The 20,561-nt window shown below is 64.5% G+C and carries 23 protein-coding genes and 1 riboswitch; of the genes, 7 read left to right on the forward strand and 16 right to left on the reverse strand.

Annotated features, from left to right (window positions below; genetic code table 11):
- Nucleotides 1-389: 389 nt before the first annotated feature.
- Nucleotides 390-1,550 (forward strand): acetylornithine deacetylase, encoded by a 1,161-nt coding sequence (gene argE / locus EZV60_RS07265; protein ID WP_135503795.1) that lies wholly within the window; start codon nucleotides 390-392, stop codon nucleotides 1,548-1,550.
- A 6-nt stretch (nucleotides 1,551-1,556) separates the two neighbouring features.
- Here the strand turns inward: argE and trmB are convergent, their stop codons facing one another.
- The 5 genes from trmB to ybeY all read right to left on the reverse strand — a co-directional run bounded on the left by trmB (nucleotide 1,557) and on the right by ybeY (nucleotide 6,553).
- Nucleotides 1,557-2,285, reverse strand: coding sequence for a tRNA (guanine(46)-N(7))-methyltransferase TrmB (gene trmB, locus EZV60_RS07270; protein WP_210115065.1), 729 nt, complete (start codon nucleotides 2,283-2,285; stop codon nucleotides 1,557-1,559).
- Nucleotides 2,286-2,365: 80 nt separating this feature from the next.
- Complete coding sequence (gene metK / locus EZV60_RS07275; RefSeq protein ID WP_135503799.1) at nucleotides 2,366-3,532, reverse strand: methionine adenosyltransferase; 1,167 nt, start codon at nucleotides 3,530-3,532, stop codon at nucleotides 2,366-2,368.
- A 4-nt stretch (nucleotides 3,533-3,536) separates the two neighbouring features.
- Nucleotides 3,537-3,585, reverse strand: a riboswitch (SAM-SAH riboswitch).
- 31 nt (nucleotides 3,586-3,616) lie between these two features.
- Complete coding sequence (gene lnt, locus EZV60_RS07280) at nucleotides 3,617-5,092, reverse strand: apolipoprotein N-acyltransferase (protein WP_135503910.1); 1,476 nt, start codon at nucleotides 5,090-5,092, stop codon at nucleotides 3,617-3,619.
- A gap of 32 nt (nucleotides 5,093-5,124) precedes the next feature.
- On the reverse strand, nucleotides 5,125-6,018 hold the full coding sequence (locus EZV60_RS07285; RefSeq protein WP_135503912.1) for a hemolysin family protein: 894 nt from the start codon (nucleotides 6,016-6,018) through the stop codon (nucleotides 5,125-5,127).
- 46 nt (nucleotides 6,019-6,064) lie between these two features.
- Nucleotides 6,065-6,553, reverse strand: coding sequence for an rRNA maturation RNase YbeY (ybeY, locus tag EZV60_RS07290; RefSeq protein WP_135503801.1), 489 nt, complete (start codon nucleotides 6,551-6,553; stop codon nucleotides 6,065-6,067).
- Between the two features lie 291 nt (nucleotides 6,554-6,844).
- Here ybeY and EZV60_RS07295 point away from each other — a divergent pair, with 291 nt between their 5' ends.
- The gene (locus EZV60_RS07295; RefSeq protein WP_135503803.1) at nucleotides 6,845-7,615 is read left to right on the forward strand and encodes a VPLPA-CTERM sorting domain-containing protein; all 771 of its coding nucleotides are present in this window, start codon (nucleotides 6,845-6,847) and stop codon (nucleotides 7,613-7,615) included.
- A gap of 85 nt (nucleotides 7,616-7,700) precedes the next feature.
- Here EZV60_RS07295 and EZV60_RS07300 read toward each other — a convergent pair whose 3' ends face one another.
- From EZV60_RS07300 to miaB, 4 genes are all read right to left on the reverse strand, one after another.
- Entirely contained in the window at nucleotides 7,701-8,663 is a 963-nt protein-coding gene (locus EZV60_RS07300; RefSeq protein WP_135503914.1) for a PhoH family protein, read from the reverse strand.
- Between the two features lie 188 nt (nucleotides 8,664-8,851).
- Nucleotides 8,852-9,157 carry a hypothetical protein gene (locus EZV60_RS07305; protein WP_135503805.1) on the reverse strand — a complete coding sequence of 102 codons (306 nt, stop codon included), beginning with the start codon at nucleotides 9,155-9,157 and terminating at the stop codon, nucleotides 8,852-8,854.
- 11 nt (nucleotides 9,158-9,168) lie between these two features.
- A complete protein-coding gene (locus tag EZV60_RS07310) occupies nucleotides 9,169-9,747 on the reverse strand; it encodes an OmpA family protein (protein WP_167853481.1) in 579 nt (192 codons plus the stop codon).
- A gap of 221 nt (nucleotides 9,748-9,968) precedes the next feature.
- A complete protein-coding gene (gene miaB / locus EZV60_RS07315; protein ID WP_135503807.1) occupies nucleotides 9,969-11,306 on the reverse strand; it encodes a tRNA (N6-isopentenyl adenosine(37)-C2)-methylthiotransferase MiaB in 1,338 nt (445 codons plus the stop codon).
- 112 nt (nucleotides 11,307-11,418) lie between these two features.
- On the opposite strand from miaB, the gene EZV60_RS07320 reads away from it, so the two are divergent.
- Nucleotides 11,419-12,288 (forward strand): hypothetical protein, encoded by an 870-nt coding sequence (locus EZV60_RS07320; protein ID WP_135503918.1) that lies wholly within the window; start codon nucleotides 11,419-11,421, stop codon nucleotides 12,286-12,288.
- Between the two features lie 10 nt (nucleotides 12,289-12,298).
- On the opposite strand, the gene EZV60_RS07325 is transcribed toward EZV60_RS07320, so the two are convergent.
- From EZV60_RS07325 to fabB, 5 genes are all read right to left on the reverse strand, one after another.
- Nucleotides 12,299-12,904: a ferric reductase-like transmembrane domain-containing protein gene (locus EZV60_RS07325; protein WP_135503809.1), complete on the reverse strand. Its 606-nt coding sequence runs from the start codon at nucleotides 12,902-12,904 to the stop codon at nucleotides 12,299-12,301.
- A gap of 5 nt (nucleotides 12,905-12,909) precedes the next feature.
- Nucleotides 12,910-13,395, reverse strand: a complete 486-nt coding sequence (locus EZV60_RS07330) for a peptidase associated/transthyretin-like domain-containing protein (protein ID WP_135503811.1) — start codon at nucleotides 13,393-13,395, stop codon at nucleotides 12,910-12,912.
- Nucleotides 13,396-13,527: 132 nt separating this feature from the next.
- Complete coding sequence (locus EZV60_RS07335; protein ID WP_135503813.1) at nucleotides 13,528-13,836, reverse strand: hypothetical protein; 309 nt, start codon at nucleotides 13,834-13,836, stop codon at nucleotides 13,528-13,530.
- A gap of 75 nt (nucleotides 13,837-13,911) precedes the next feature.
- Nucleotides 13,912-14,703, reverse strand: coding sequence for an enoyl-ACP reductase FabI (locus tag EZV60_RS07340; RefSeq protein WP_135503814.1), 792 nt, complete (start codon nucleotides 14,701-14,703; stop codon nucleotides 13,912-13,914).
- 5 nt (nucleotides 14,704-14,708) lie between these two features.
- Nucleotides 14,709-15,938 carry a beta-ketoacyl-ACP synthase I gene (gene fabB / locus EZV60_RS07345; protein WP_135503816.1) on the reverse strand — a complete coding sequence of 410 codons (1,230 nt, stop codon included), beginning with the start codon at nucleotides 15,936-15,938 and terminating at the stop codon, nucleotides 14,709-14,711.
- Between the two features lie 307 nt (nucleotides 15,939-16,245).
- Between fabB and EZV60_RS07350 the strand changes: the two genes are divergently transcribed.
- Nucleotides 16,246-17,118 (forward strand): sulfotransferase, encoded by an 873-nt coding sequence (locus EZV60_RS07350; protein WP_135503818.1) that lies wholly within the window; start codon nucleotides 16,246-16,248, stop codon nucleotides 17,116-17,118.
- A 104-nt stretch (nucleotides 17,119-17,222) separates the two neighbouring features.
- Nucleotides 17,223-17,459: a hypothetical protein gene (locus EZV60_RS07355; RefSeq protein ID WP_135503820.1), complete on the forward strand. Its 237-nt coding sequence runs from the start codon at nucleotides 17,223-17,225 to the stop codon at nucleotides 17,457-17,459.
- 501 nt (nucleotides 17,460-17,960) lie between these two features.
- Here EZV60_RS07355 and EZV60_RS07360 read toward each other — a convergent pair.
- Both EZV60_RS07360 and fabA read right to left on the reverse strand, forming a co-directional pair.
- Nucleotides 17,961-18,455 (reverse strand): P-loop nucleotide/nucleoside kinase family protein, encoded by a 495-nt coding sequence (locus tag EZV60_RS07360; RefSeq protein WP_135503823.1) that lies wholly within the window; start codon nucleotides 18,453-18,455, stop codon nucleotides 17,961-17,963.
- Between the two features lie 3 nt (nucleotides 18,456-18,458).
- Nucleotides 18,459-18,968, reverse strand: a complete 510-nt coding sequence (gene fabA, locus EZV60_RS07365) for a bifunctional 3-hydroxydecanoyl-ACP dehydratase/trans-2-decenoyl-ACP isomerase (protein WP_135503825.1) — start codon at nucleotides 18,966-18,968, stop codon at nucleotides 18,459-18,461.
- 157 nt (nucleotides 18,969-19,125) lie between these two features.
- Here fabA and irrA point away from each other — a divergent pair, with 157 nt between their 5' ends.
- Together irrA and EZV60_RS07375 are read left to right on the forward strand one after the other, a co-directional pair.
- Complete coding sequence (irrA, locus tag EZV60_RS07370) at nucleotides 19,126-19,560, forward strand: iron response transcriptional regulator IrrA (protein WP_135503827.1); 435 nt, start codon at nucleotides 19,126-19,128, stop codon at nucleotides 19,558-19,560.
- Between the two features lie 3 nt (nucleotides 19,561-19,563).
- Nucleotides 19,564-20,547: an NADPH:quinone reductase gene (locus tag EZV60_RS07375; RefSeq protein ID WP_135503829.1), complete on the forward strand. Its 984-nt coding sequence runs from the start codon at nucleotides 19,564-19,566 to the stop codon at nucleotides 20,545-20,547.
- Nucleotides 20,548-20,561: the final 14 nt, after the last annotated feature.

Consider the following 20,561-nt stretch of genomic DNA (forward strand, 5'->3'; position numbering starts at 1 on the left):
CTTGGCCATTTAAATCGCCACCGTCTCCGGCGCGTCTCTGACCTCGGTGCACAAAACACAGGCCACGCCGTACGGACGACGTGATCAATCGCTGTCACGGTATCTACCACGCATCTCAAAGACCCCGCATTCTCTGCGCAGGTTTGATCGTCTAAGCCTTTGGATATCACATTCCGACCACAACCACCTGTGCAAATATGTCACGAACCGCAAGATAATCCAATCTTTCCAGAGCTCTAAACCCGATGACGACCCCCTCGCCGATGGCCCGCACACAGGTCTGGCAGGGGTTTAGCGGCCCTTACCCGGCGCGAACCGACAAACCTGCTTGACGCATCCGGCTCGCGCTCTCAATGTTCCGGAAGTCGCAAGAGAAAGGTATACTGGGCATGGACAGGCTGTCCGACACCCTGTCGGTTCTGGGCGATCTCATCGCTTTTCCCACAATCTCGGAATATTCCAACCTCGACATGATGGCCTATATGGCCGGACGTCTGGAAGAGGCCGGCGCGCGTGTCGATATCATCCATGACGAGACCGGCCAGAAGGCCAATCTTTTCGCCACCATCGGCCCAGAGATCGACGGCGGCATCGTGCTGTCGGGGCACTCCGACGTCGTGCCGGTCTCCGATCAGGTCTGGAGCCTCGATCCCTTCGCGCTGACCGAAAAGGACGGCAAGCTTTATGGCCGGGGATCGTGCGACATGAAGGGCTTCATCGCCGCCGCCATCGCCATGGCGCCCGATCTGGCGCCCCGCGTGACCCGCCGCCCGCTGCACTTCGCCTTCACCTATGACGAGGAAGTGGGCTGTTTCGGGGCACGCGCGCTGGCCGACACCCTGCGCGAGAAACAGATCCGTCCGGGCGTGGCCATAATCGGCGAACCCACCTCGATGCGCATTATCGAAGGCCACAAAGGCTGTTACGAATACTCGACCCATTTCACCGGGCTTGCCGGGCACGGTTCGTCGCCCGATCGGGGCGTGAACGCGGTCGAATACGCCGTGCGCTATGTCTCGCGGCTTCTGCGTCTCAAGGACGCGCTGCGCGAGCGCGCCCCGGAAAACAGCCGGTTCGAGCCGCCCTGGACCACGATCAACACCGGCGGGCTGACCGGCGGCGTGGCACATAACGTGATCCCCAGCCAGGCGCGGGTCGACTGGGAAATGCGGCCGGTCCAGCATTCGGACGCGGAATTCGTCAAGGCCGATCTGCGCGGCTATATCGAGGACACGCTGCTGCCCGCGATGCGGCAGGTCTGGCCCGAGGCCGAGATCACCACAGAAACGCTGGGCGAAGTCGACGGCCTGATCCCGACCGATCCGAATGAGGCGCGCGATATCCTGATGGAACTGACCGGCGGCAATGCCGCCGACGTCGTCCCCTTCGGCACCGAGGCGGGGATTTTCCAGAACCTTTCCATGTCGGCGGTGGTCTGCGGACCGGGGTCGATCGATCAGGCGCACAAGGCCGACGAGTTCGTCTCGGTCGACCAGATGCAACAATGCCTGACCATGCTCGAACGGCTGGGCGACAAGCTTGCCGCCTGAGCGGGCTCAGTCGCGCTGGAACGTCAGGTAATGCGGCACGCGCCCCTCGCGTAGCGCCTTTTGTTCGTAGCGGGTGGAGATCCAGTCATCCCACGGCTGACGCCAATCTTCGGGGCCTTCGCAAAGCCACTTAAACCCATGTTTGGGCACGGTTTCCAGCGTCTGCCGCACGTAATCGGGAATATCTGTCGCCACGCGGAAAATCGCGCCGGGCCGCATCACCCGCGCCAGCGGCTCCATGTGTTCGGCCGTCACGAAGCGCCGCCTGTGGTGGCGTTTCTTCGGCCAGGGATCAGGGTAGAGCAGGAACGCTTTTGCCACGCTGGCATCCGGCAGCACATCGAAAAGATCGCGCACATCGCCGGGGTGAATGCGGATGTTGTCGCACTTGGCCGCGCGGATCTTGCCCAAAAGCATGGCGACGCCGTTGATATAGGGCTCGCACCCGATGAACCCTGCCTCGCGGTTTTGTTCGGCCTGATGAACCAGATGTTCGCCGCCGCCGAACCCGATCTCAAGCCAGAGAGGTCGGTCACCGAAAAGCGCCTTGAGGTCCAGGTTCCTCCGCTCGGGGTTCGCGTCCCAGTCGACCGGGCCGGGCGACAACGCGGCGAGATCCTCGTCAAGATAGGTCTTCTGCGAGGGGCGCAGGTGCTTGCCCTTTAGCCGCCCGTAGAAGTTCCGCCAAGGCGCGCCCGATCCATGATGAGGGGATTTCCCTTTTTTCTCAGGCATGTGCTCCCCGATCTTCATCTCTAAACACGGAAGGCCGCCCCGGCACCGGGAACGGCCTTTCCTGCACGTCTGTCAAAGGTTTAGACGGCGTTCTTCAACGCGTCGACCAGATCCGTCTTTTCCCAGCTAAAGCCGCCATCGGCATCCGGTTCGCGCCCGAAATGGCCATAGGCCGCGGTGCGTTCATAGATGGGCTTGTTCAGGTCCAGATGTTCGCGGATGCCGCGCGGGGTAAGATCCATCGACTTGGCGATGGCCCGCTCGATGCCCTGCGGGTCGACCTCGCCGGTGCCGTAGGTCTCGGCGTAGATCGAGAGTGGCTTGGCCACGCCGATGGCATAGCTGAGCTGGATCGTGCATTTCTCGGCCATGCCGGCGGCGACCACGTTCTTGGCAAGATAGCGCGCGGCATAGGCAGCAGACCGGTCCACCTTCGTGGGATCCTTACCGGAAAACGCCCCGCCCCCGTGCGGGGCGGCCCCGCCATAGGTGTCCACGATGATCTTGCGGCCCGTGAGGCCGGCATCACCATCCGGGCCGCCGATCACGAAGGTTCCAGTGGGGTTCACCCACCATTCGGTCTTGTCCGAGATCCATTCGGCGGGCAGCACCTCGCGAATATAGGGCTCCACGATGGCGCGGATATCGTCGCTGGTCTGGTCTTCGCTTTCGTGCTGCGTGGAGAGCACGATCGACGTCACCTCGACCGGCTTTCCGTCCTCGTAGCGCAGCGAGATCTGGCTTTTCGCATCCGGGCGCAGGGTCGGCTCCACCCCGGATTTTCGCACCTCGGCCAGACGCCGCAGGATCGCGTGGCTGAACTGAATGGGCGCGGGCATAAGCGCGTCGGTCTCGTTGGTGGCGTGACCGAACATGATGCCTTGGTCGCCCGCCCCGTCCTTGTCGACGCCCTGCGCGATATGCGCGGACTGCTCGTGCAGGAAGTTCAGCACGTGACAGGTATTCCAATGGAACTTGTCCTGCTCGTAGCCGATGTCGCGGATGCAGTCGCGCGCGATCTGGCCGATCCGGCCCATATAGTTCTTGAGCCGCTCCTGGTCGGACAGGCCCACCTCGCCGCCGATCACCACCATGCCGGAGGTGGCGAAGGTTTCGCAGGCCACGCGCGCGGTCGGTTCCTCGGCAAGGAACGCGTCGAGCACGGCATCGGAAATCCGGTCGCAGACCTTATCCGGGTGACCCTCCGACACGGATTCGGAGGTGAAGACGTAATTCTTTCGGGACATTGATTGCTCCATTGGATTTGCGCCGCCACGCCAGGAAGCCGTTGTGACGGGTTTCGGACTGCATAGGCAGGTCGCGAGTCGCCGTCAATCTTTAACTCTGCCGGCATGCAGACGTGCCGCAAGCAGTGCCAGAAACGCCAAGGCCCAAAGCGGCAGGTCGCCCGTGCGGGCATAAAGCGTGGGGGCGCGCGCGCCGGGCAGTGCGATGTCGCGCCAGCCCGCCTCGCCCAGCGGGATCTGCGCCACGACGCGCCCTGCCGCGTCGATCACCGCCGACACGCCGGTATTGGCCACCCGCACCATCGGCAGGCCCTGCTCGGCGCTGCGCAGCCGCGCCTGCGCGAGGTGCTGATAGGGGCCGGAGACCTGCCCGAACCACGCGTCGTTGGTGATCATGAAGATGGCATCCGGCCGTGCCGCCGCGCCGGCCACGTTGCGCGCGAAGACCCCCTCGTAGCAAATAAGCGGCAGCCCCTGCCCCAGAGACCCGAGGTCGATGAGGCGTGGGCCCGGCCCGGCGGAGTATCCGCCGCCCTCCTCGGCGGCGAGGCCGTGAATGCCCAGCCGCCCCAAAAGCGCGCCAAAGGGCATGTATTCGCCGAAGGGCACGAGGTGATGCTTGTCGTAGGACGCCGTCACAAGGCCGAGATCGTCGATCACAACAAGCGAATTGTAGATCCGCGCGCCCTCCACCCGGCGCAGCCCCAGCATCACCGGGCTGCCCTGCGCCGCCGCCGCGATGGCCGACAGCGTCGGGCCCGCACGGTTCAAAAGCGTGGGCACCGCCGTTTCCGGCCACACGATCAGGTCGGGCCGCCCGCCCCCGCCAGGGGCGGCGGTGAACCGCAGCTGCCGGTCGAAAAAGACCGGCATCATCTCGGGGTCCCATTTTTCATGCTGCGCCGCGTTGGGCTGGATCAGGCGCACCACCGGCGCCTCTGGGTCCGCCTGCGCCACGGGCATCAGCGCGCCGCCCCCGATGTAGAGCGCCGCCAGCGCCACCAGCCCCAGCGCCCCTGCCCCGCGCCGCCCGAAAGCCACGTGCCAGGCCGCCACCGCACCGACCAACGCCAAAACGGTCAAGACCGGTGCGCCGCCCAGCGAGGACCAGAATCGCAGATCGGTGTCGATCAGCACATGCCCCACCTGCGCCCAGGGAAAGCCGGTGAAAAGCCAGCCACGCAACGCCTCGGCCAGCACGAACGCGCCCAGAACCGCCGCCGCGCCGCCCCCGGCTGCGCGCGCAATCCCAAGCGCCAAGGCCCAGAACAGGCCCATGCCCGCGCTCAGGAACACCAGCGCGAAGGGCGCCATCCAGCCATGGCGCACCGGGTCGACAAGAAACGGCTCGACGATCCAGCTTAAGGCAATGAGGAAATGCCCGGTGCCGGCCACCAGCCCCAGAAGCGCCGCGCGCCGCCAGCCGGTCTCGGCTCCGAAAAGCCCGTAAAGCGCGCCCAGCGCCAGCAGGCTCAGCGGCCAGAGCCCCCAGGGCGCCTGCCCCAACGCGGCCGCCGCGCCGCAGGCACCGGCCAGAAACAGACGTCGCCGCAGGCTCATCCCGGCCAGTCGCACCGGCACGTTCGGGCCGCTCACGCCTCGGCCTGGCTGTCCGGCAGGCGCACGCGAAGCCGCTTGATGCGGCGCGGGTCGGCGTCCATCACCTCGATCTCGATGCCGCTGGGATGCTCGACCAGTTCGCCGCGCACGGGCACCCGGCCCAAAAGCATGAAGACCAGACCACCCAGCGTGTCGATCTCCTCTTCGTCGATCTCCTCGAAATCGGTGAGCGAAAAGCCGATCTCTTCCTCGAATTCTTCCAACGGTGTCTTGGCCTGTACGACGTAAGAACCAAGCTTTTCCTCGGTCCAGTAGCGGCCCTCGTCCACATCGTGCTCGTCTGCGATCTCGCCGATGACCTGTTCGATCAGGTCCTCGATGGTCACAAGCCCGTCAACGCCACCGTATTCGTCGATCACCAGCGCCATGTGCCGGCGCTCGGCCTGCATCTTCTGCAAAAGCACCCCGATCGACATCGAGGGCGGCACATAAAGCAGCGGCCGCAACGTTTTCTTGAGCGAGAATCGCCCACCAGTGCCGTTGAACCCGTGCTTGAGCGCGAAATCCTTGAGATGCACCATGCCGATCGGCGTATCGAGCGTGCCGTCATAGACCGGCAAGCGCGTCAGCCCGCTGTCGCGGAAGGTCTGCACCAGCTCGTCTTTGGAGATCGTGGCGGGCACTGAAACGATGTCGGCCTTGGGGATGGCCACGTCCTCGACCGTCATGGTCCGCAGGTTGCCTAGGCCAAGACCGCTCGACACGGCCTCCCGCGCGATATCGTCCGCGTCGCCCTCTTCGTTTTCGTCGGGGCTGAAGGCCCCGAAAAACCGGCGGAAAAACCCGCCTTCGGTCTGGTCCGTATCCTGGTCCTCGGACAGCGCGCTCTGCGCCGCGCTAGAGGATTCGTCGTTACTGTCGCCCATGGTCCCTTTTTCCGAAAAGGCGCGGTCACCCGCGCCGCAAACTGTCTCAATATGGGTCAGGAAGACCCATCTTGCCAAGTATCGCCACCTCTGTGCGTTCCATCAGCGTGGCATCCTTGTCACGCAGGTGGTCATACCCCAGCAAATGCAGAATGGCGTGTACCAGAAGATGCGTCACGTGGTCACCCAGCGGACGCGCGCCGGCCTCGGCCTCGCGAAGGCAGGTGTCATAAGCGATGGCGATATCGCCCAGCTCGGGGTCGCCGCCCGACGCAGGGAGCGCGGGCGTTTCGCCGTCCTGTGCCGCGCCGCGCGTCTCGCTCGGCCAGCTCAGGACATTGGTGGGCACGGGCTTGCCCCGGAAATCGGCGTTAAGCGCCGCGATGCGCGCGTCGTCACAGCCCAGCACGGCGATCTCCCACGCCGCGGGATCGAGGCCCAGATGCGACAGCGTCACACGCGCGGCCCGGTCGGCCAGTCGATCAAGCTCCAGAGGCTGCCAGCGGGCGTCTTCAAGAATGGTGTCGGTCGTCATGGCAGGGGCCGGCTTGCAAAGAAGATTAGAATCATCCGCCGCAAATGCGCAGATTTTCCACGCGATACCAGAGTCAGACGCGAACGCGCCGCAAATTCTCGACCGGAGGATGCGGCGCGGCACGCGTCCTGGGTCCGGAATCAACACATTGGCTCACAATTCAAAGCTTTGTCGACGCTATGCAAACAGTCATCACAACCGGTATTAAAAATTCGAAAAATCGTCATCGAAGCCTTTGCTCTGTACAGGTCTTTTCGCTATGCTCAAAGAGAGAGTCAAATGGGGGAACTCATGAAGAAGTTTTTTGCCAGTTGCGCCTTCGCGTTGCTGATTCCGATTTCCGCACAGGCCGCGTCGGTGGACCTTTCCACATGGAAAGAGAACGGGTACCCGAACAACAACGCGGGCACTTGGACCGTTCAGGGCGTGAACAACGATTCCGTGCTTCAGAGCAAGAACGGCACGCCCACCATCTTCTTCGACAACGGGAATAACGCGCAGGGCAAGCAGCTTGCCGGCCAGATCACCGTTGAGACGACCATTGACGATGATTTTGTCGGATTTGTCCTCGGCTATCAGGATGGCGAGATCACAAGCGCCGTCGCGGATTTCTGGCTGATCGACTGGAAGCAGGGCGATCAGGCAGGACGCACGAAGGGCCTGGCGCTTAGTCACGTGACCGGCGACCTGACCAGCACGCAGACGAGCACCAGCGGCGAGTGGTGGCAGCACGGCGCGCCAATCGTTGAAAAACAGCGCGCAACGAAGCTGGGCAATGTCGGCTGGGCTGACAACACCACCTACAATTTCAGCCTCGAATTCACGGCGTCGCTCATCAAGGTGATCGTGGACGGCAATGTCGAACTTGAACTGACCTCGGCGCAGCATGGCTCGGCCTTCACCGACGGGTCCTTCGGCTTCTACAATTTCTCGCAAGAGCGCGTGAGATATGCCGGCATCACCGAGGATATCGCGCCAAGCATTCCGCTGCCTGCGTCGCTGCCGCTTCTGCTGGCAGGTTTCGGGGCACTCGGCCTGATGCGGCGGCGTCAGAAAGCCTGAACACCCTACCCCCATTAAATCGTCGAAAGGGCACCCCGTCGGGTGCCCTTCTTCTTTTGCGTCGTCTTCTGTGTCTCGGCGGTCGTCACTGATCCGCGTCGTAGGCCTCGATGATCTTGGCCACAAGCGGGTGGCGCACCACGTCCTTGGCGGTGAAATAGTTGAAGGCGATATTTGGGATTCCCGTCAAAAGCCGCTCGGCGTCGTGCAGCCCGCTGGTGACACCGCGCGGCAGGTCGACCTGGCTGCGGTCGCCGGTAATCACCATGCGGCTGCCCTCGCCCAGCCGGGTCAGGAACATCTTCATCTGCATCGAGGTGGCGTTCTGCGCCTCGTCCAGCACCACGAAGGCATTGGCCAGCGTCCGCCCCCGCATGAAGGCCAGCGGTGCGATCTCGATTCGCTTTTCCTCGATCAGCTTGGCCACCTGCTTGCCCGGCAGAAAATCGTTCAGCGCGTCGTAAAGCGGCTGCATGTAGGGATCGACCTTGTCCTTCATGTCGCCCGGCAGATAGCCAAGCTTCTCGCCCGCCTCGACCGCCGGGCGGCTGAGGATGATGCGGTCCACGTGGCCTTCGATGAACATCGACACCCCGACGGCGACGGCGAGATACGTCTTGCCGGTGCCCGCCGGGCCGATCCCAAACGCCAGTTCGTTGTGGAAGAGCGACTGCACATAGGCCTTCTGAGCGTCGGTGCGCGGCTCGACGGGTTTCTTGCGTGTCTTGATCTCGACCCGTCCGCCCTTGAACATTTCCAGCTGGTCACCGGTGTCCTCGACCTGCGCCTCGCCGCTGCCCATGCGCAGCTCGCGGTCCACGTCGCCCCGCTCGACGCTGCGGCCTTCCTCCAGCCGGCGGTAGAGCGCCTCGAGCACGCCCTTGGCCGCAGCGGCCGCATCGGCCTCGCCAATGATGGCAAGCTGATTGCCGCGGCGCAGGATCTGTACGCCCAGCGTCTTTTCGATTTCGGCGAGGTTGCGGTCATATTCGCCGCACAGATCGATCAACAGGAAATTGTCGGGAAACTCGACCGCGATTTCCTGCATGTCCTGCGGGTCGCCCGAGGGCGTCAGCACGTTGGTGACCAATCAGCTCTCCTGTCTGGATAGGTTTTTCGGATCGTGCCAAGCGGCACGCGGAAGGGCAAGAGGCCGCGCCGGAATGTCATCGTGCTGACACGAAAAATGCCGCGCGCCCGGGGCGCGCGGCATCGGTATGATGCACGATGCGGCAATCAGATCGAGTCCGGGAACGTCGAACCTTCCTTGAATGGGCCGGTCGCCACGGTCGGCGGCGCCGTTCCGGAGCAGACCGGCTTGCCGTACTTGTCAAGCCGCTGCGAAAGATAGCCCTCGACGCCGTCGTCGATGATCCAGTGGTCACACCCGTTGGGGTCAACCCAGATCCCGGCCTGCAGCGTGCTCAGATGCTTGCTGTCAAAGCCGCGGTCGACCGTCTTGTCGGTCTTGTCGCCCAGCTCGTCGCAGGCGCCCAGAAGACCCACGAGGGGCAGGACCGCTGCCAGTTTGATGAGTTTCATGGAATGTCCCCTCAGCGAATGCAGATGATTTCGACGCGGCGGTTCTGCGCCATGCCCGCGGCCGTGTTGTTGGGCGCCTTTGGCATCCGCTCGCCATAGCCGCGCACATCCGCGATCCGCGCGCCGACACCGGCCGCGACGCGGGCCACCGAATTGGCGCGGCGCAGGGACAGGTTCATGTTGTACTCGTCCGAGGCACGGCTGTCGGTGTGACCGGTGATGATGTAGGACGTGGCGTTCGCCTGACGGAAGAACTCTGCAAGGCTTTGCTTGCCGGCGGTCGAGATGCGCGCGCTGTCGGTGGCGAACATCTGGTCCGTGTTCATCACGCCGCACAGGTTGCCCCGGCGGCAGACCGGAATGCCCTGGCGGGTCACATGCGGGGTCATGTAGCCTTCGACCCCGTCATCCATCACCCAGTGTTCGCACCCGTCCGGATCGACCCAGATTGTCGGAATATACCGCTCTCCCACGACCGTGCGCTGGCCGCTTTGCGCAAGCCCCGCATCCGCCGTCAGCACAACACTCAGAGCGGCGGCAGCCAGACCGCTCAGAACGTTGCGCACTGTTTTCGAAATACCTTCGGTCACAGCCACTGTCCTCTTTATGATTTCCCCCAGTTACCCATGCCGCAAAAAGAAATTGCACAGGCAAAAGCCGAATTATCCTTTGAGTTTAGCAAGTTTAGACCACTTGTGAAGCCATAATCACCACATATTGTGGACGATTGCGAAACAATCGCTAATTGGACGCCCGCCTTGAACGCGCGGCCAAAATGCGTTGCAAATCCTTGGCTTAATAAAACGGGGGCTCAGGCCGTGGCCGTCACCAGACGCCCGGCCAGAGAGTTGGCGCCGCTCTCCACGATTTCCACCCGCGCCAGTTGACCGGGCTGCAAATTGGAATCGCTGACATGCACCGCATGCAGGTAATCGGACTTGCCCACCATCTGTCCCGGCAGGCGCCCTGGCTTCTCGAAAAGCACGCCGACCTCGCGGCCCACCATCGCGTCCTGCACCGCACGCTGCTGGCGCGTGATGAGCGCCTGCAAGCGGTGAAGCCGGTCGGTCTTGACCGCCTCGTCGACCTGATCGCGCTCCGCCGCCGGGGTGCCGGGGCGGGTGGAGTATTTGAAGGAATAGGCATAGCCGTAATTCACCGCCTCGATCAGGTCGAGCGTGTCCTGGAAATCCTGTTCGGTTTCCTCGGGAAACCCCACGATGAAATCGCCCGACATCAGGATATCGGGGCGCGCCGCGCGGATCTTCTCGATCAGCCGCAAATAGCTTTCGGCGGTGTGGCTGCGGTTCATCCGCTTGAGGATTCTATCGCTGCCCGACTGCACTGGCAGATGCAGATAGGGCATCAGCTTGGCGCAGGTCCCGTGCGCCTCGATCAAATCATCGTCCATGTCATTGGGATGGCTGGTGGTAAAGCGGATCCGCTCCAGCCCGTCCACCTTGTCCAGTTCCCAAATAAGCTGCGCGAGACTCCAGTCGCGGCCATCGGGGCCCTGCCCGTGATAGGCGTTCACATTCTGCCCCAGAAGGGTGATCTCGCGCACGCCCCGCTCGACCAGATCGCGCGCCTCTTCCAGCACACGCGCCACGGGGCGGCTGACCTCGGCCCCACGGGTATAGGGCACCACGCAGAAGGCGCAGAACTTATCGCAGCCCTCCTGCACGGTCAGGAACGCCGTCGGGCCGCGCTTGGCCTTGCCGCCGCGCTTGCGCAGCGTGTCGAACTTGTCATCGAGCGGAAATTCGGTGTCGAGCGCCTTGGCCCCGTCCCGCGCCTTCGCCTCCAGCTCGGGCAGGCGGTGATAGCTTTGCGGGCCCACCACCAGATCGACCAGCGGCTGGCGGCGCATGATCTCTTCGCCCTCGGCCTGGGCCACACAGCCCGCCACCCCGATCTTGAGATCGGGCCGCGCCTCTTTCAGCCCCTTGAAGCGGCCCAGTTCGGAATAAACCTTTTCTGCAGCCTTTTCGCGTATGTGACAGGTGTTGAGCAGGATCATGTCCGCGTCCTCGGGGCTGTCCGTCTCGACATAACCCGCGCCGCCCATGGCTTCGGCCATGCGCTCGCTGTCATAGACGTTCATCTGGCACCCGTAGGTCTTGATGTATAGCTTCTTCGCCTCGGACATCTTCGGCCCTGCCTTTCCCGCGGTTTCAGGCCGCTTGCCTACATCAAAGCGGGCGTGACTTGCAATGCGTTCCGAATTGCCGGACATTGCCCGCGACCGCCGCAGGATCCGCATGCACTACCCCAATCTCGACACCCTTCTTCGCACCCAAAGCGCCGCCCTTTCCAAGGGGCCGCTTGCGATGATCTTCTGCGAGGACGAGACCGAGCTTGACAGCACCCTGCGCCACCACGCCGATCTCGGCTTCAAGACGGTGCTGGCCTTCCTCCCGAAAAGCTTTGCCCTGGCTCCGGATGTCGCGGCGATGGTGCTGCGCGTCGATCATGATCTGAGCGCGGGCGACACGCTGACCGGCACGGTGAACCGGCTCATCGCCGCCGCGCCTGGTGTCTGGATGTATTACTGCTTCAACGCGGAATACCTGTTCTTTCCGTTTTGCGAAACGCGCACCATCGGCGAGATGCTGGCCTTTCACACCGAGGAACGGCGCGACGCAATGCTGACCTATGTGGTTGATGTCTACGCCGGCGATCTCAACGCCTATCCCGATGCTGTCAGCCTCGAGGACGCGCATATGGACAAGTCCGGCTATTACGCGCTTGCGCGTCCGGACCCGGAAAACCACAATCATCCCAAGGAACGGCAACTCGATTTCTTCGGCGGCCTGCGCTGGCGCTATGAAGAACATATTCCCAAGGAACGCCGCCGCATCGACCGCATCTCGATTTTCCGCGCCCGCGACAAGGTGCAGTTGCGGCCCGATCACACCTTCACAGACGAAGAGATGAACACATATGCCTGCCCGTGGCATCATAACCTGACCGCATCGATCATCTCTTTCCGCGCGGCCAAGGCGCTCAAGCGCAATCCCGGCTCCACCTTCGATATCCACAGCTTCCGCTGGCACAATTCCACGCCGTTCGAATGGCATTCGCGCCAGCTTCTCGATCTGGGCCTGATGGAACCCGGGCAGTGGTTCTGACCCCACCCCGTTAGCGCCGCCGCGCCCAGATCCGCAGGTCCACGATCACCTTGGCCGTCACCGCCAGCACCAGCGCCGACAAGGCCCATTTGCTCAGCACCTCCATCGTGCCATCAATCAGCAAGGCGTGCAGCGCGCTGCCCGCCACGATGAAAAGGGCCAGGGTGGTGTGCAGCCGCCGCCACAGTTTCGGGCCCAACCGGCGCCGCACCAACGCCAACACGGCCGTCGCGAAAATCAGCCACATCGCGAGCACGCCCCAAACCGAAAAAGGCGTGGGCGACCGGAAAAGCAGCGCGTCGATGACATCGGGCGGGCTGGTGATCCAGAGACCCAAGACATGCAGCACCACCGACGCCACCAGAAGCCCGCCGATCCAGCGATGCACGCGCCGGCCCCGCACCGGGCCCAGCCCGGGCAGCAGCCCCGCCGCCAGAAGCGGCTGCAGCAGCATCAGCGCCAGTCCCAGAACGCCCGCGAAGCCCGCGGCGATATAGACCGGCTGCCGCCATTGCAGCAGCGGGCTGGTCGCCGCAAGGCCGAGCGGCCCCAGCACGGCAAGGGCAAGCGCCGCCCAGATAAGGACGGCGCGCGGTGTTCCGGAAGGTCCGCGCAACCCGCTCAGGCGGGAACCAGCACGAAATCGGCGTGCAGAGTGGTGTCCTTGGGGCTGGGCATCACCGGGCGCAGGAACACGGTTTCGAAATCCCCGCTGTCATAGGCCAGATGCCCGTGCGCTTGGCCGAAGGCCGGCACGATCTGCGGCATCTCAAGGCGGAAACGCCCGTCGGCATCGGTCAGGGTTGCGCCGTGGCTGTGCGGATCGCGCTCGTGCCCCTCGGTCGTGTGGGCCCAGATCTGAATGCGCTGCCCGGCCAGGGGCGCACCATCGCCGGCCCGGCGCACGGTGCCGGTCATCCAGAACCCGCCGCCGCCGATGCGCTCGACGATGGGCGCACCGGGCAGGTAATTGTTGGCCCCGCCTCGCATCGTCGGCGTGGGGGCGACGCCGGCGGCCCGCGCCGGCACGCTCAACACCGGTCCCAGGGTAAGCGCGGCAGCGGCAGTGGCAAGCAGACGGCGGCGGGGAATCGGGCGCTGGGACATTCCGGAGACTCCTCGTGGTGCGGGGTGACATGACGTTACCGACTAAAACTAGGAGACAACCCGCACGCGAAAAACCGCGCTCACGGCGTCGTGAACGCGGATCGGCGAAACATGGCGCGCGGGATACGCGCGTTACTGGCGCATTTTCAGAAGGGCGTCGGTGATCGGGCCGTATTCGCTCTGACTGCCGCCCGAGAGCCCGGACATCGCCGTCAGGTAGGACTTCGCGCCCTCCGTTTTCTCAAGCCAGTCGCCGGCCATTGCCACGGTGGTTTTCATCCGGTCGTGCGCTTGCGGGGCCAGCGCGCGTTCCTGCCAGATCGCCGTCAGAACGGCGCAGGTCAGTGCGAGTTTCACCCAGCGCGCAAGGCTCTTGGCGGTCTTCGACCGGGCCAGAGTGGCGTCGGCGCGGGTGTCAATGGGGGTGCGTGTATAGTCCATGCCCGGACCATCGCCCCGGTTGATGGCGATTCTGGGGCAAAAGCCTGACCAAAAGCCGCGCAAGCCCCTAGAAGTCTAAAGATTTTCCGGCTGTGGCATCCCGAGCACGTGATAGCCCCCGTCGACATGGATGACCTCGCCGGTGGTACAGGCCCCGCCCGGCGAGGCAAGGTAGACCGCCGTGCCGCCGATCGCCTCCAGCGTGGCGTTGGCGCGCATGGGGGCGTTCTCCTCGGTGTGCCGGAACGTGCGCCGCGCGCCGCCAATGGCCGCACCCGCCAGCGTCTTCATCGGGCCGGGGCTGATCGCGTTGACGCGGATCTTGTCCGGGCCAAGGTCATTGGCCAGATAGCGCGTCGTCGCTTCCAGCGCGGCCTTGGCCACGCCCATGATGTTGTAGTTCGGCACGACCCGGTTCGATCCCTGGTACGTGAGGGTCAGCATCGTGCCGCCCTTTTCCTTCATAAGCGGATAGGCGCGCCGCGCGACCTCGATGAAGGAATAGACCGAGATATCCATCGAATGCTTGAAATTAGTGCGGCTGGTGTTGAGAAACCGCCCCGATAGTTCCGACTTGTCGGAATAGGCCACGGCGTGCACCACGAAGTCGATCGTCGGCCAGCGTGCGCCCAGTTCCTTGAAGGCCGCGTCGAGCGAGCCATCGTCGGTCACATCCACATCCAGCAGGATGTCGGACCCCAGCGACCGCGCCAGCGGCTCGACCCGCTTGGCGAAATTGTCGCCCTGATAGGAAAACGCAAGCTCGGCACCGGCCTCGTGCATCGCCTTGGCGATGCCCCACGCGATCGAGCGTTCGTTGGCCACGCCCATGATCAGGCCGCGCATGCCCTCCATCGAATTACCCATGCGTCCTACCCCTCAAACCGGCTCAGAAGCATCGAGCCATTCGTGCCGCCGAAACCGAAACTGTTGGTCATCACCGTGTCGAGCCCTGCATCGTCGACGCGCTCGGTCGCGATCTCGCCCGGCTTGATGGCGGGATCGAGCGTGTCGACATTGATCGACGGGATGATAAAATCGTGGTGCAGCGCCAGCAGGCAGTAGATCGCCTCCTGCGCGCCGGTCGCACCCTGGCTGTGGCCGGTCATCGACTTGGTCGAACTGATGGGGGGCACCTGGCCCTCGCCGAAGATCCGGCGCACCGCCTCGACCTCGCCCGCGTCACCCACGGGCGTCGAGGTGCCATGCGCGTTGATATAGCCCACCTTGCGCCCCGCCGGCAGCTGGCCCAGCGCAAGGCGCATCGCCCGCTCGCCGCCTTCGCCGCTCGGCGCGACCATGTCGTGCCCGTCGCTGGTGGCGGCATAGCCGGTGACCTCGGCATAGATCCGGGCGCCGCGCGCCTTGGCGTGCTCCAGCTCCTCCAGCACAAGGATACCGCCGCCGCCCGAAATAACGAAGCCGTCGCGATCCGCATCAAAGGCGCGGCTCGCCTTCTCGGGGGTGTCGTTGTATTTCGAGCTCATCGCGCCCATCGCGTCGAAGAGGCATGACAGCGTCCAGTCAAGCTCTTCCCCGCCGCCGGCGAACATCACGTCCTGCTTGCCCATCATGATCTGCTCGGCAGCATTGCCGATGCAGTGCAGGCTCGTAGAGCAGGCCGATGTGATGGAATAATTGATGCCCTTGATCTTGAACGCCGTGCTCAGGTTGGCGCTCACCGTCGAGCACATGCATTTGGGCACCGCAAACGGCCCGATCCGCTTGGTCGCGCCGCTCTTGAGCACGGTCTGATGCGCGCTCAGCATGGCACTGGTGGACGGCCCGCCCGACCCCGCGACAAGACCCGTGCGCGGATTGACGATGTCGGCCTCCTCCAGCCCGCTATCGGCAATCGCCTGTTGCATCGCGATATGCGCATAGGCCGCGCCCGGCCCCATGAAGCGCAGCGCGCGCTTGTCGATATGCTCGGCCGGATCGAGATCGATGGTGCCGGCCACCCGGCTGCGGAAGCCATGCTCGGCCATCTCCTCGCAGGCCCTGATCCCCGACCGGCCCGCCTTGAGCGAGGCCAGAACCTCTTCGGCGGTGTTCCCGATGCTCGACACGATCCCGAGCCCTGTCACCACGACGCGGCGCATGAGCGCACTCCTCTCCCGTTTGTCCTCGACTGTGTAGGGCAGCGGGACAGGGCTTCGCAACCATTAAGGCCCGCGCGGGGCGGCCCAGTTTTGCGGCAGGTCGGGAAAAGCCCCGCACAACGATGCATCGCGGCGGCCCCTCGGAAAAACCTGCGGCCACAACCCGCGTCTCCTCGCATAGGAAATTCCGCCCCCGCCCGAAGGGGCCATGTGCACCTGTCGCGCGCCAAAGGTTCCCCCCGTGAATTCCGCCGCTGCGACGCCGCAAGGCTGTGCTACGCTGCGCCTGCCCGCGAAAGGAGCCCGCATGGATCTCAAAGCCCGCCACGCCAGCCTGCGCGGCAAGACCTTCCTGATCTGCATCGGCGCGGCCAAATGCGCCACAAGCTGGCTGCACGCCTGTCTCGACGCCACTCCCGGAATCGTGGTTTCACCCCTCAAGGAACTGCAATTCTTTCAGCCCCGCGATCCCAGACGCGCGCTCGCGGACATGGACGCGCTCGCGCTCGAAAGGCTGGCCTTTCACATCGCGCAGCCCGGTGACGCGGCCGCGAACCTGCGCGACCGCCCCACGTTTCAGGCCAGCGTCGACCGCGCCCAGATGATCTATGACCCCGAGGCCTATTTCGACCATTTCGCCCGGCTCTGCGGGCCGGACACGCGCGGCTTCGCCGACCTCACCCCGGCCTACTCGGCGCTTGGTCCAGAGGGCTTTGCCCGCATGCAGACCTTTTCCACAGACCGCGGCGTGCGCCCGCGCGTTCTGTTTGTGATGCGCGACCCGGTGGACCGCTTCTGGTCGCAGATCCGCCATCTCGACCAGATCAGGGGCGAGGATCACCTGACCGCCAACTGGCAGAACGCCGTCCGCGACCCTGCGCTGCTGGCGCGCGCCGACTACAAGGGCATCGTGACAGCCCTCGATGCGCTATTTGCGCCCGAGGACCTGCTTTATCTCTTCTACGAAACGCTTTTCGACGGCGACGCACTCGACCGGGTGTGTCGCTTCGCCGGTGGAACCGGCGCGCCGGCGACCCGACCCGGCCCGCGCAACAAAACGCGCAACACGTGCCCCCTGCCCGAGGCCGCGCGGCACGCCCTGATCCGCGGCTTTGCCCCGCAATACGCCTTCTGCCGCGACCGGTTCGGCGACCGCGTGCCCGACGCCTGGGCGGGCTGATCCGAAGACCCTCAAAAAAAATTTTGAACCCTTCCGCCTGCCCGGCCCACCCATAGCCGTACAACGCAGCCCCGCCACGGCGGGCCAAAGGAAGGAAGAAGACCATGCCAGAAGATTGCCTCATCGGATTCGATTTCAAAGCCGAGACCACCTATGACCGCGACGCCACCCTGCAACTCGCCGGCGAAGTGACCCGGCTGCAGCATGTCCGCACGGAGAGCGGCGAGACGTCCCTCGACATCGTCGACCAGACAGAGGTCGCGCAGACCACGGACATGGCGACATGGGACGACAACGTGCCGCCTGATTTCACCGACAGTTTCGATTTCATGTTGCTCTGACCGGGCGCCGGAAGACCTCGATCTGATCAAGGCCACGCACTTGCCTGCGTGGCCTTGACTGTCTTTGGCGGCCAAAACCCTTGTGAGGGTGAAATGCTGGTTCCAACCGGGGCAAACGCGTTTTTCGTTCAGGCAACGGTCCTTGCATGACCTTGTCGGCAGACCTGTCAGCGGCACCGGTGGCCCCGGTGCACCTGAGAAGCAGCCACTCCAATGCCTGAAGACAGACGAATCGGAGTCTCTATTCCGAAACCGCAAACGGTCTGAGCATCGTCAGCCAAGCCGCCAAAATCGCGGCGGCCAAGCATCTGGCCCACAGCATCGCGCATCCGCGGGTATTCGCATCTCGATACGGTGAATGGCGCCGTGCAGACCGCGGCAAGACGTAAGGTCGGCCGGGATAATCAGGAGACGGACCGGGACGGCAACGTGCCGCCCCATCGCATCGACGGGTTCGATGTCGTCCTGCTCCAGGACCAGGCGCGCAGTCTGCGCCACACCTTACCCGGAACTGTGCAGGACGATCTCGAACGCTTCCTCCCCGGACGGCGGCACGAAATACCGCGAAACCCGGTCGAACCCTTCGTCGCTGAGCGTGAAAGGATGCGTGCCGGACGCATTCCGCAGCCTGACACGCGCCTTGCAGACATCGTCCGACACATCCAGGTAGTGCAGCCGCGCAACGCAGTCCGCCTCTGCAGCGATCTCGCGCATCCACGACCGCGTCTCGATCGTGTTTGCCGGAAAATCCAGCACCACGTTCAATCCAGCCTTGAGCAACCGGACGACATGCGGCCCCATCACCGCCCGCAGCTTGGCCGAACAGGTAACGTAATCCGCCAGCGTCTGCATCCGGTCGCCATAAAGCCCGGAAAGCCAGTCATCCTCGGCAAGATAAACGGTCAGCGGCGCAAGGGCCAGATCCCCGGCCAGGGTCGATTTGTCCGACGCCGCCTTGCCACAAAGCAGGTGCAACACCGGGCTTTGTCCCGCCATGGGTCAGCTCTCGCTCAGCGCGACTTTCATGTCCTTGACCTGATAGATCACCTCGCCGTCGGCTTCCACGATGCCGTCGGCCACGCCCATGGTCAGACGCCGCGTCTGCACCGCCTTCGTGAAATCCACCTTGTAGGTCAGCATCTTTCGGTCGGGCCGCACCATCCCCGTCAGCTTCACCTCGCCCACGCCCAGCGCATAGCCACGCCCCGGCCAGCCGCGCCAGCCCAGGTTGAAGCCCGTGAGCTGCCAGAGACCATCGAGGCCCAGACAGCCGGGCATGATCGGATTGCCCGGGAAGTGGCACTCGAAGAACCACAGGTCGGGATGGATGTCGAACTCCGCCACCACATGGCCCTTGCCATGCGCGCCGCGATCCCCGGAAATGTCGGTGATGCGGTCCATCATCAGCATCGGCGGCTCGGGCAGTTGCGCGTTGCCCTGTCCGAACAGCTCCCCGCGCGCGCAATTCAGCAGATCGTCCTTGTCGAAGCTCGTCGGCATGTCGGCCATCGGCTCGGCCCCTTTCTTCGGTCATCTGTTGCGTTGCCTGCCCATATCATCGCGCAAAAGCCCCGCGCAAGCCCGTGCTGCAAGGCCCAGCGCACGGAATTTATTTGAAATCCCCGCCCTCCGGCCCCTATATTGTACCTCAAGTAAGGGAACACGCATGACATCTTCGCAGGCACTCACCACGGGCTCGGACTGGCTGGCGCGCGCCGGCTTGCGCCCGACGCGTCAGCGCGTGGCGCTCGCCGCACTTCTGGTGGGCGACGGGCAGCACCGTCATGTCACCGCCGAAAGCCTTTTCGCCGCGGTGCAGGACAGCGGCGAAAGCGTCTCGCTCGCCACCGTCTACAACACGCTGCGCGCCTTTTGCGACGCAGGTCTTCTGCAAGAGGTCACGGTCGACGGCTCAAAAAGCTATTTCGACACCAACACCCACGACCATCCGCATTTCTTCTGGGAAGACGAGAATCGCCTCAGCGACGCACCCGCCGACCAGCTCGAGATCGCGCGCCTGCCCGATGCGCCCGAGGGCGCCGAGATCGCCTCGGTCGACGTGGTGATCCGCCTGCGCCGCACCCCCGCCACCGATCGCTAGACGATGAAGGCTGTCTGGTACGAGCGGTTCGGCACGCCCGCCGATGTTCTGACCCATGGCGAGATGGACACCCCTGCGCCCGGCCCGGGCGAGGTGCTGGTCCGGCTCAGCCATTCCGGCGCGAACCCGTCCGACGCCAAGGCCCGCGCCGGCGCGCGGCCCGGCGTGACCAAACCTGCCTTTCCCCGCATCATCCCCCATTCCGACGGCGCCGGCGTGATCGAGGCGGTGGGCGACGGCGTCGATCCGTCGCGCGAAGGCACGCCCGTCTGGATCTGGAACGGTCAGTGGCAGCGCGCCTTCGGCACCGCGGCAGAGTACATCGCCCTGCCCGCGGCACAGGCAGTCCCCCTGCCCGACGGCGTCACACCCGAGGTCGGCGCGACGCTGGGCATCCCGGGGCTGACCGCGGCGCAGACCGTTCTGGGCGGCGGCCCGGTCGAGGGGCAGACGCTGCTGATCTCGGGCGGCGCGGGCGCTGTCGGACACATGGCGGTACAACTCGCCAAATGGGCGGGCGCCACGGTGCTGGCCACCGCATCCGCCGGCGACGCCGACTATGTCGGCGACGCCGGCGCCGATCATGTCTTCGACTATGCCGACCCGGATCTCGCGGCGCAGATCATGGATGCCTCTGGCGGCATCGACCGCGCCGTCGAGGTCGAGTTCGGCACCAACGCCGCACTTCTGGCCGAGGTGATGACCCCGCTCGGCACCATCGCCGCCTACGGCTCGGGCAAGGACATGACGCCGGAATTTCCCTTCGGACCGTTCCTCTTCAAGGCGCTCAAGATCGACATCTCGCTCATCTACATCCTGCCCGCGCCCGCGCGCCGGGTGGCCATCGACGCGCTGCACCGCGCTCTGGCCGATGGCGCGCTCAGACCGTCCATACACGCCACCCTGCCGCTCTCGGATTGCGCCCGCGCCCATGACATGGTGATGACCCCGGGTCGCCACGGCGCGGTGCTGCTGGATTGCGCTTAGGTCCCGTTTCTTCT

This window comes from Roseovarius aestuariivivens, from assembly GCF_004761875.1.
Taxonomy (GTDB): Bacteria; Pseudomonadota; Alphaproteobacteria; order Rhodobacterales; family Rhodobacteraceae; genus Roseovarius; species Roseovarius aestuariivivens.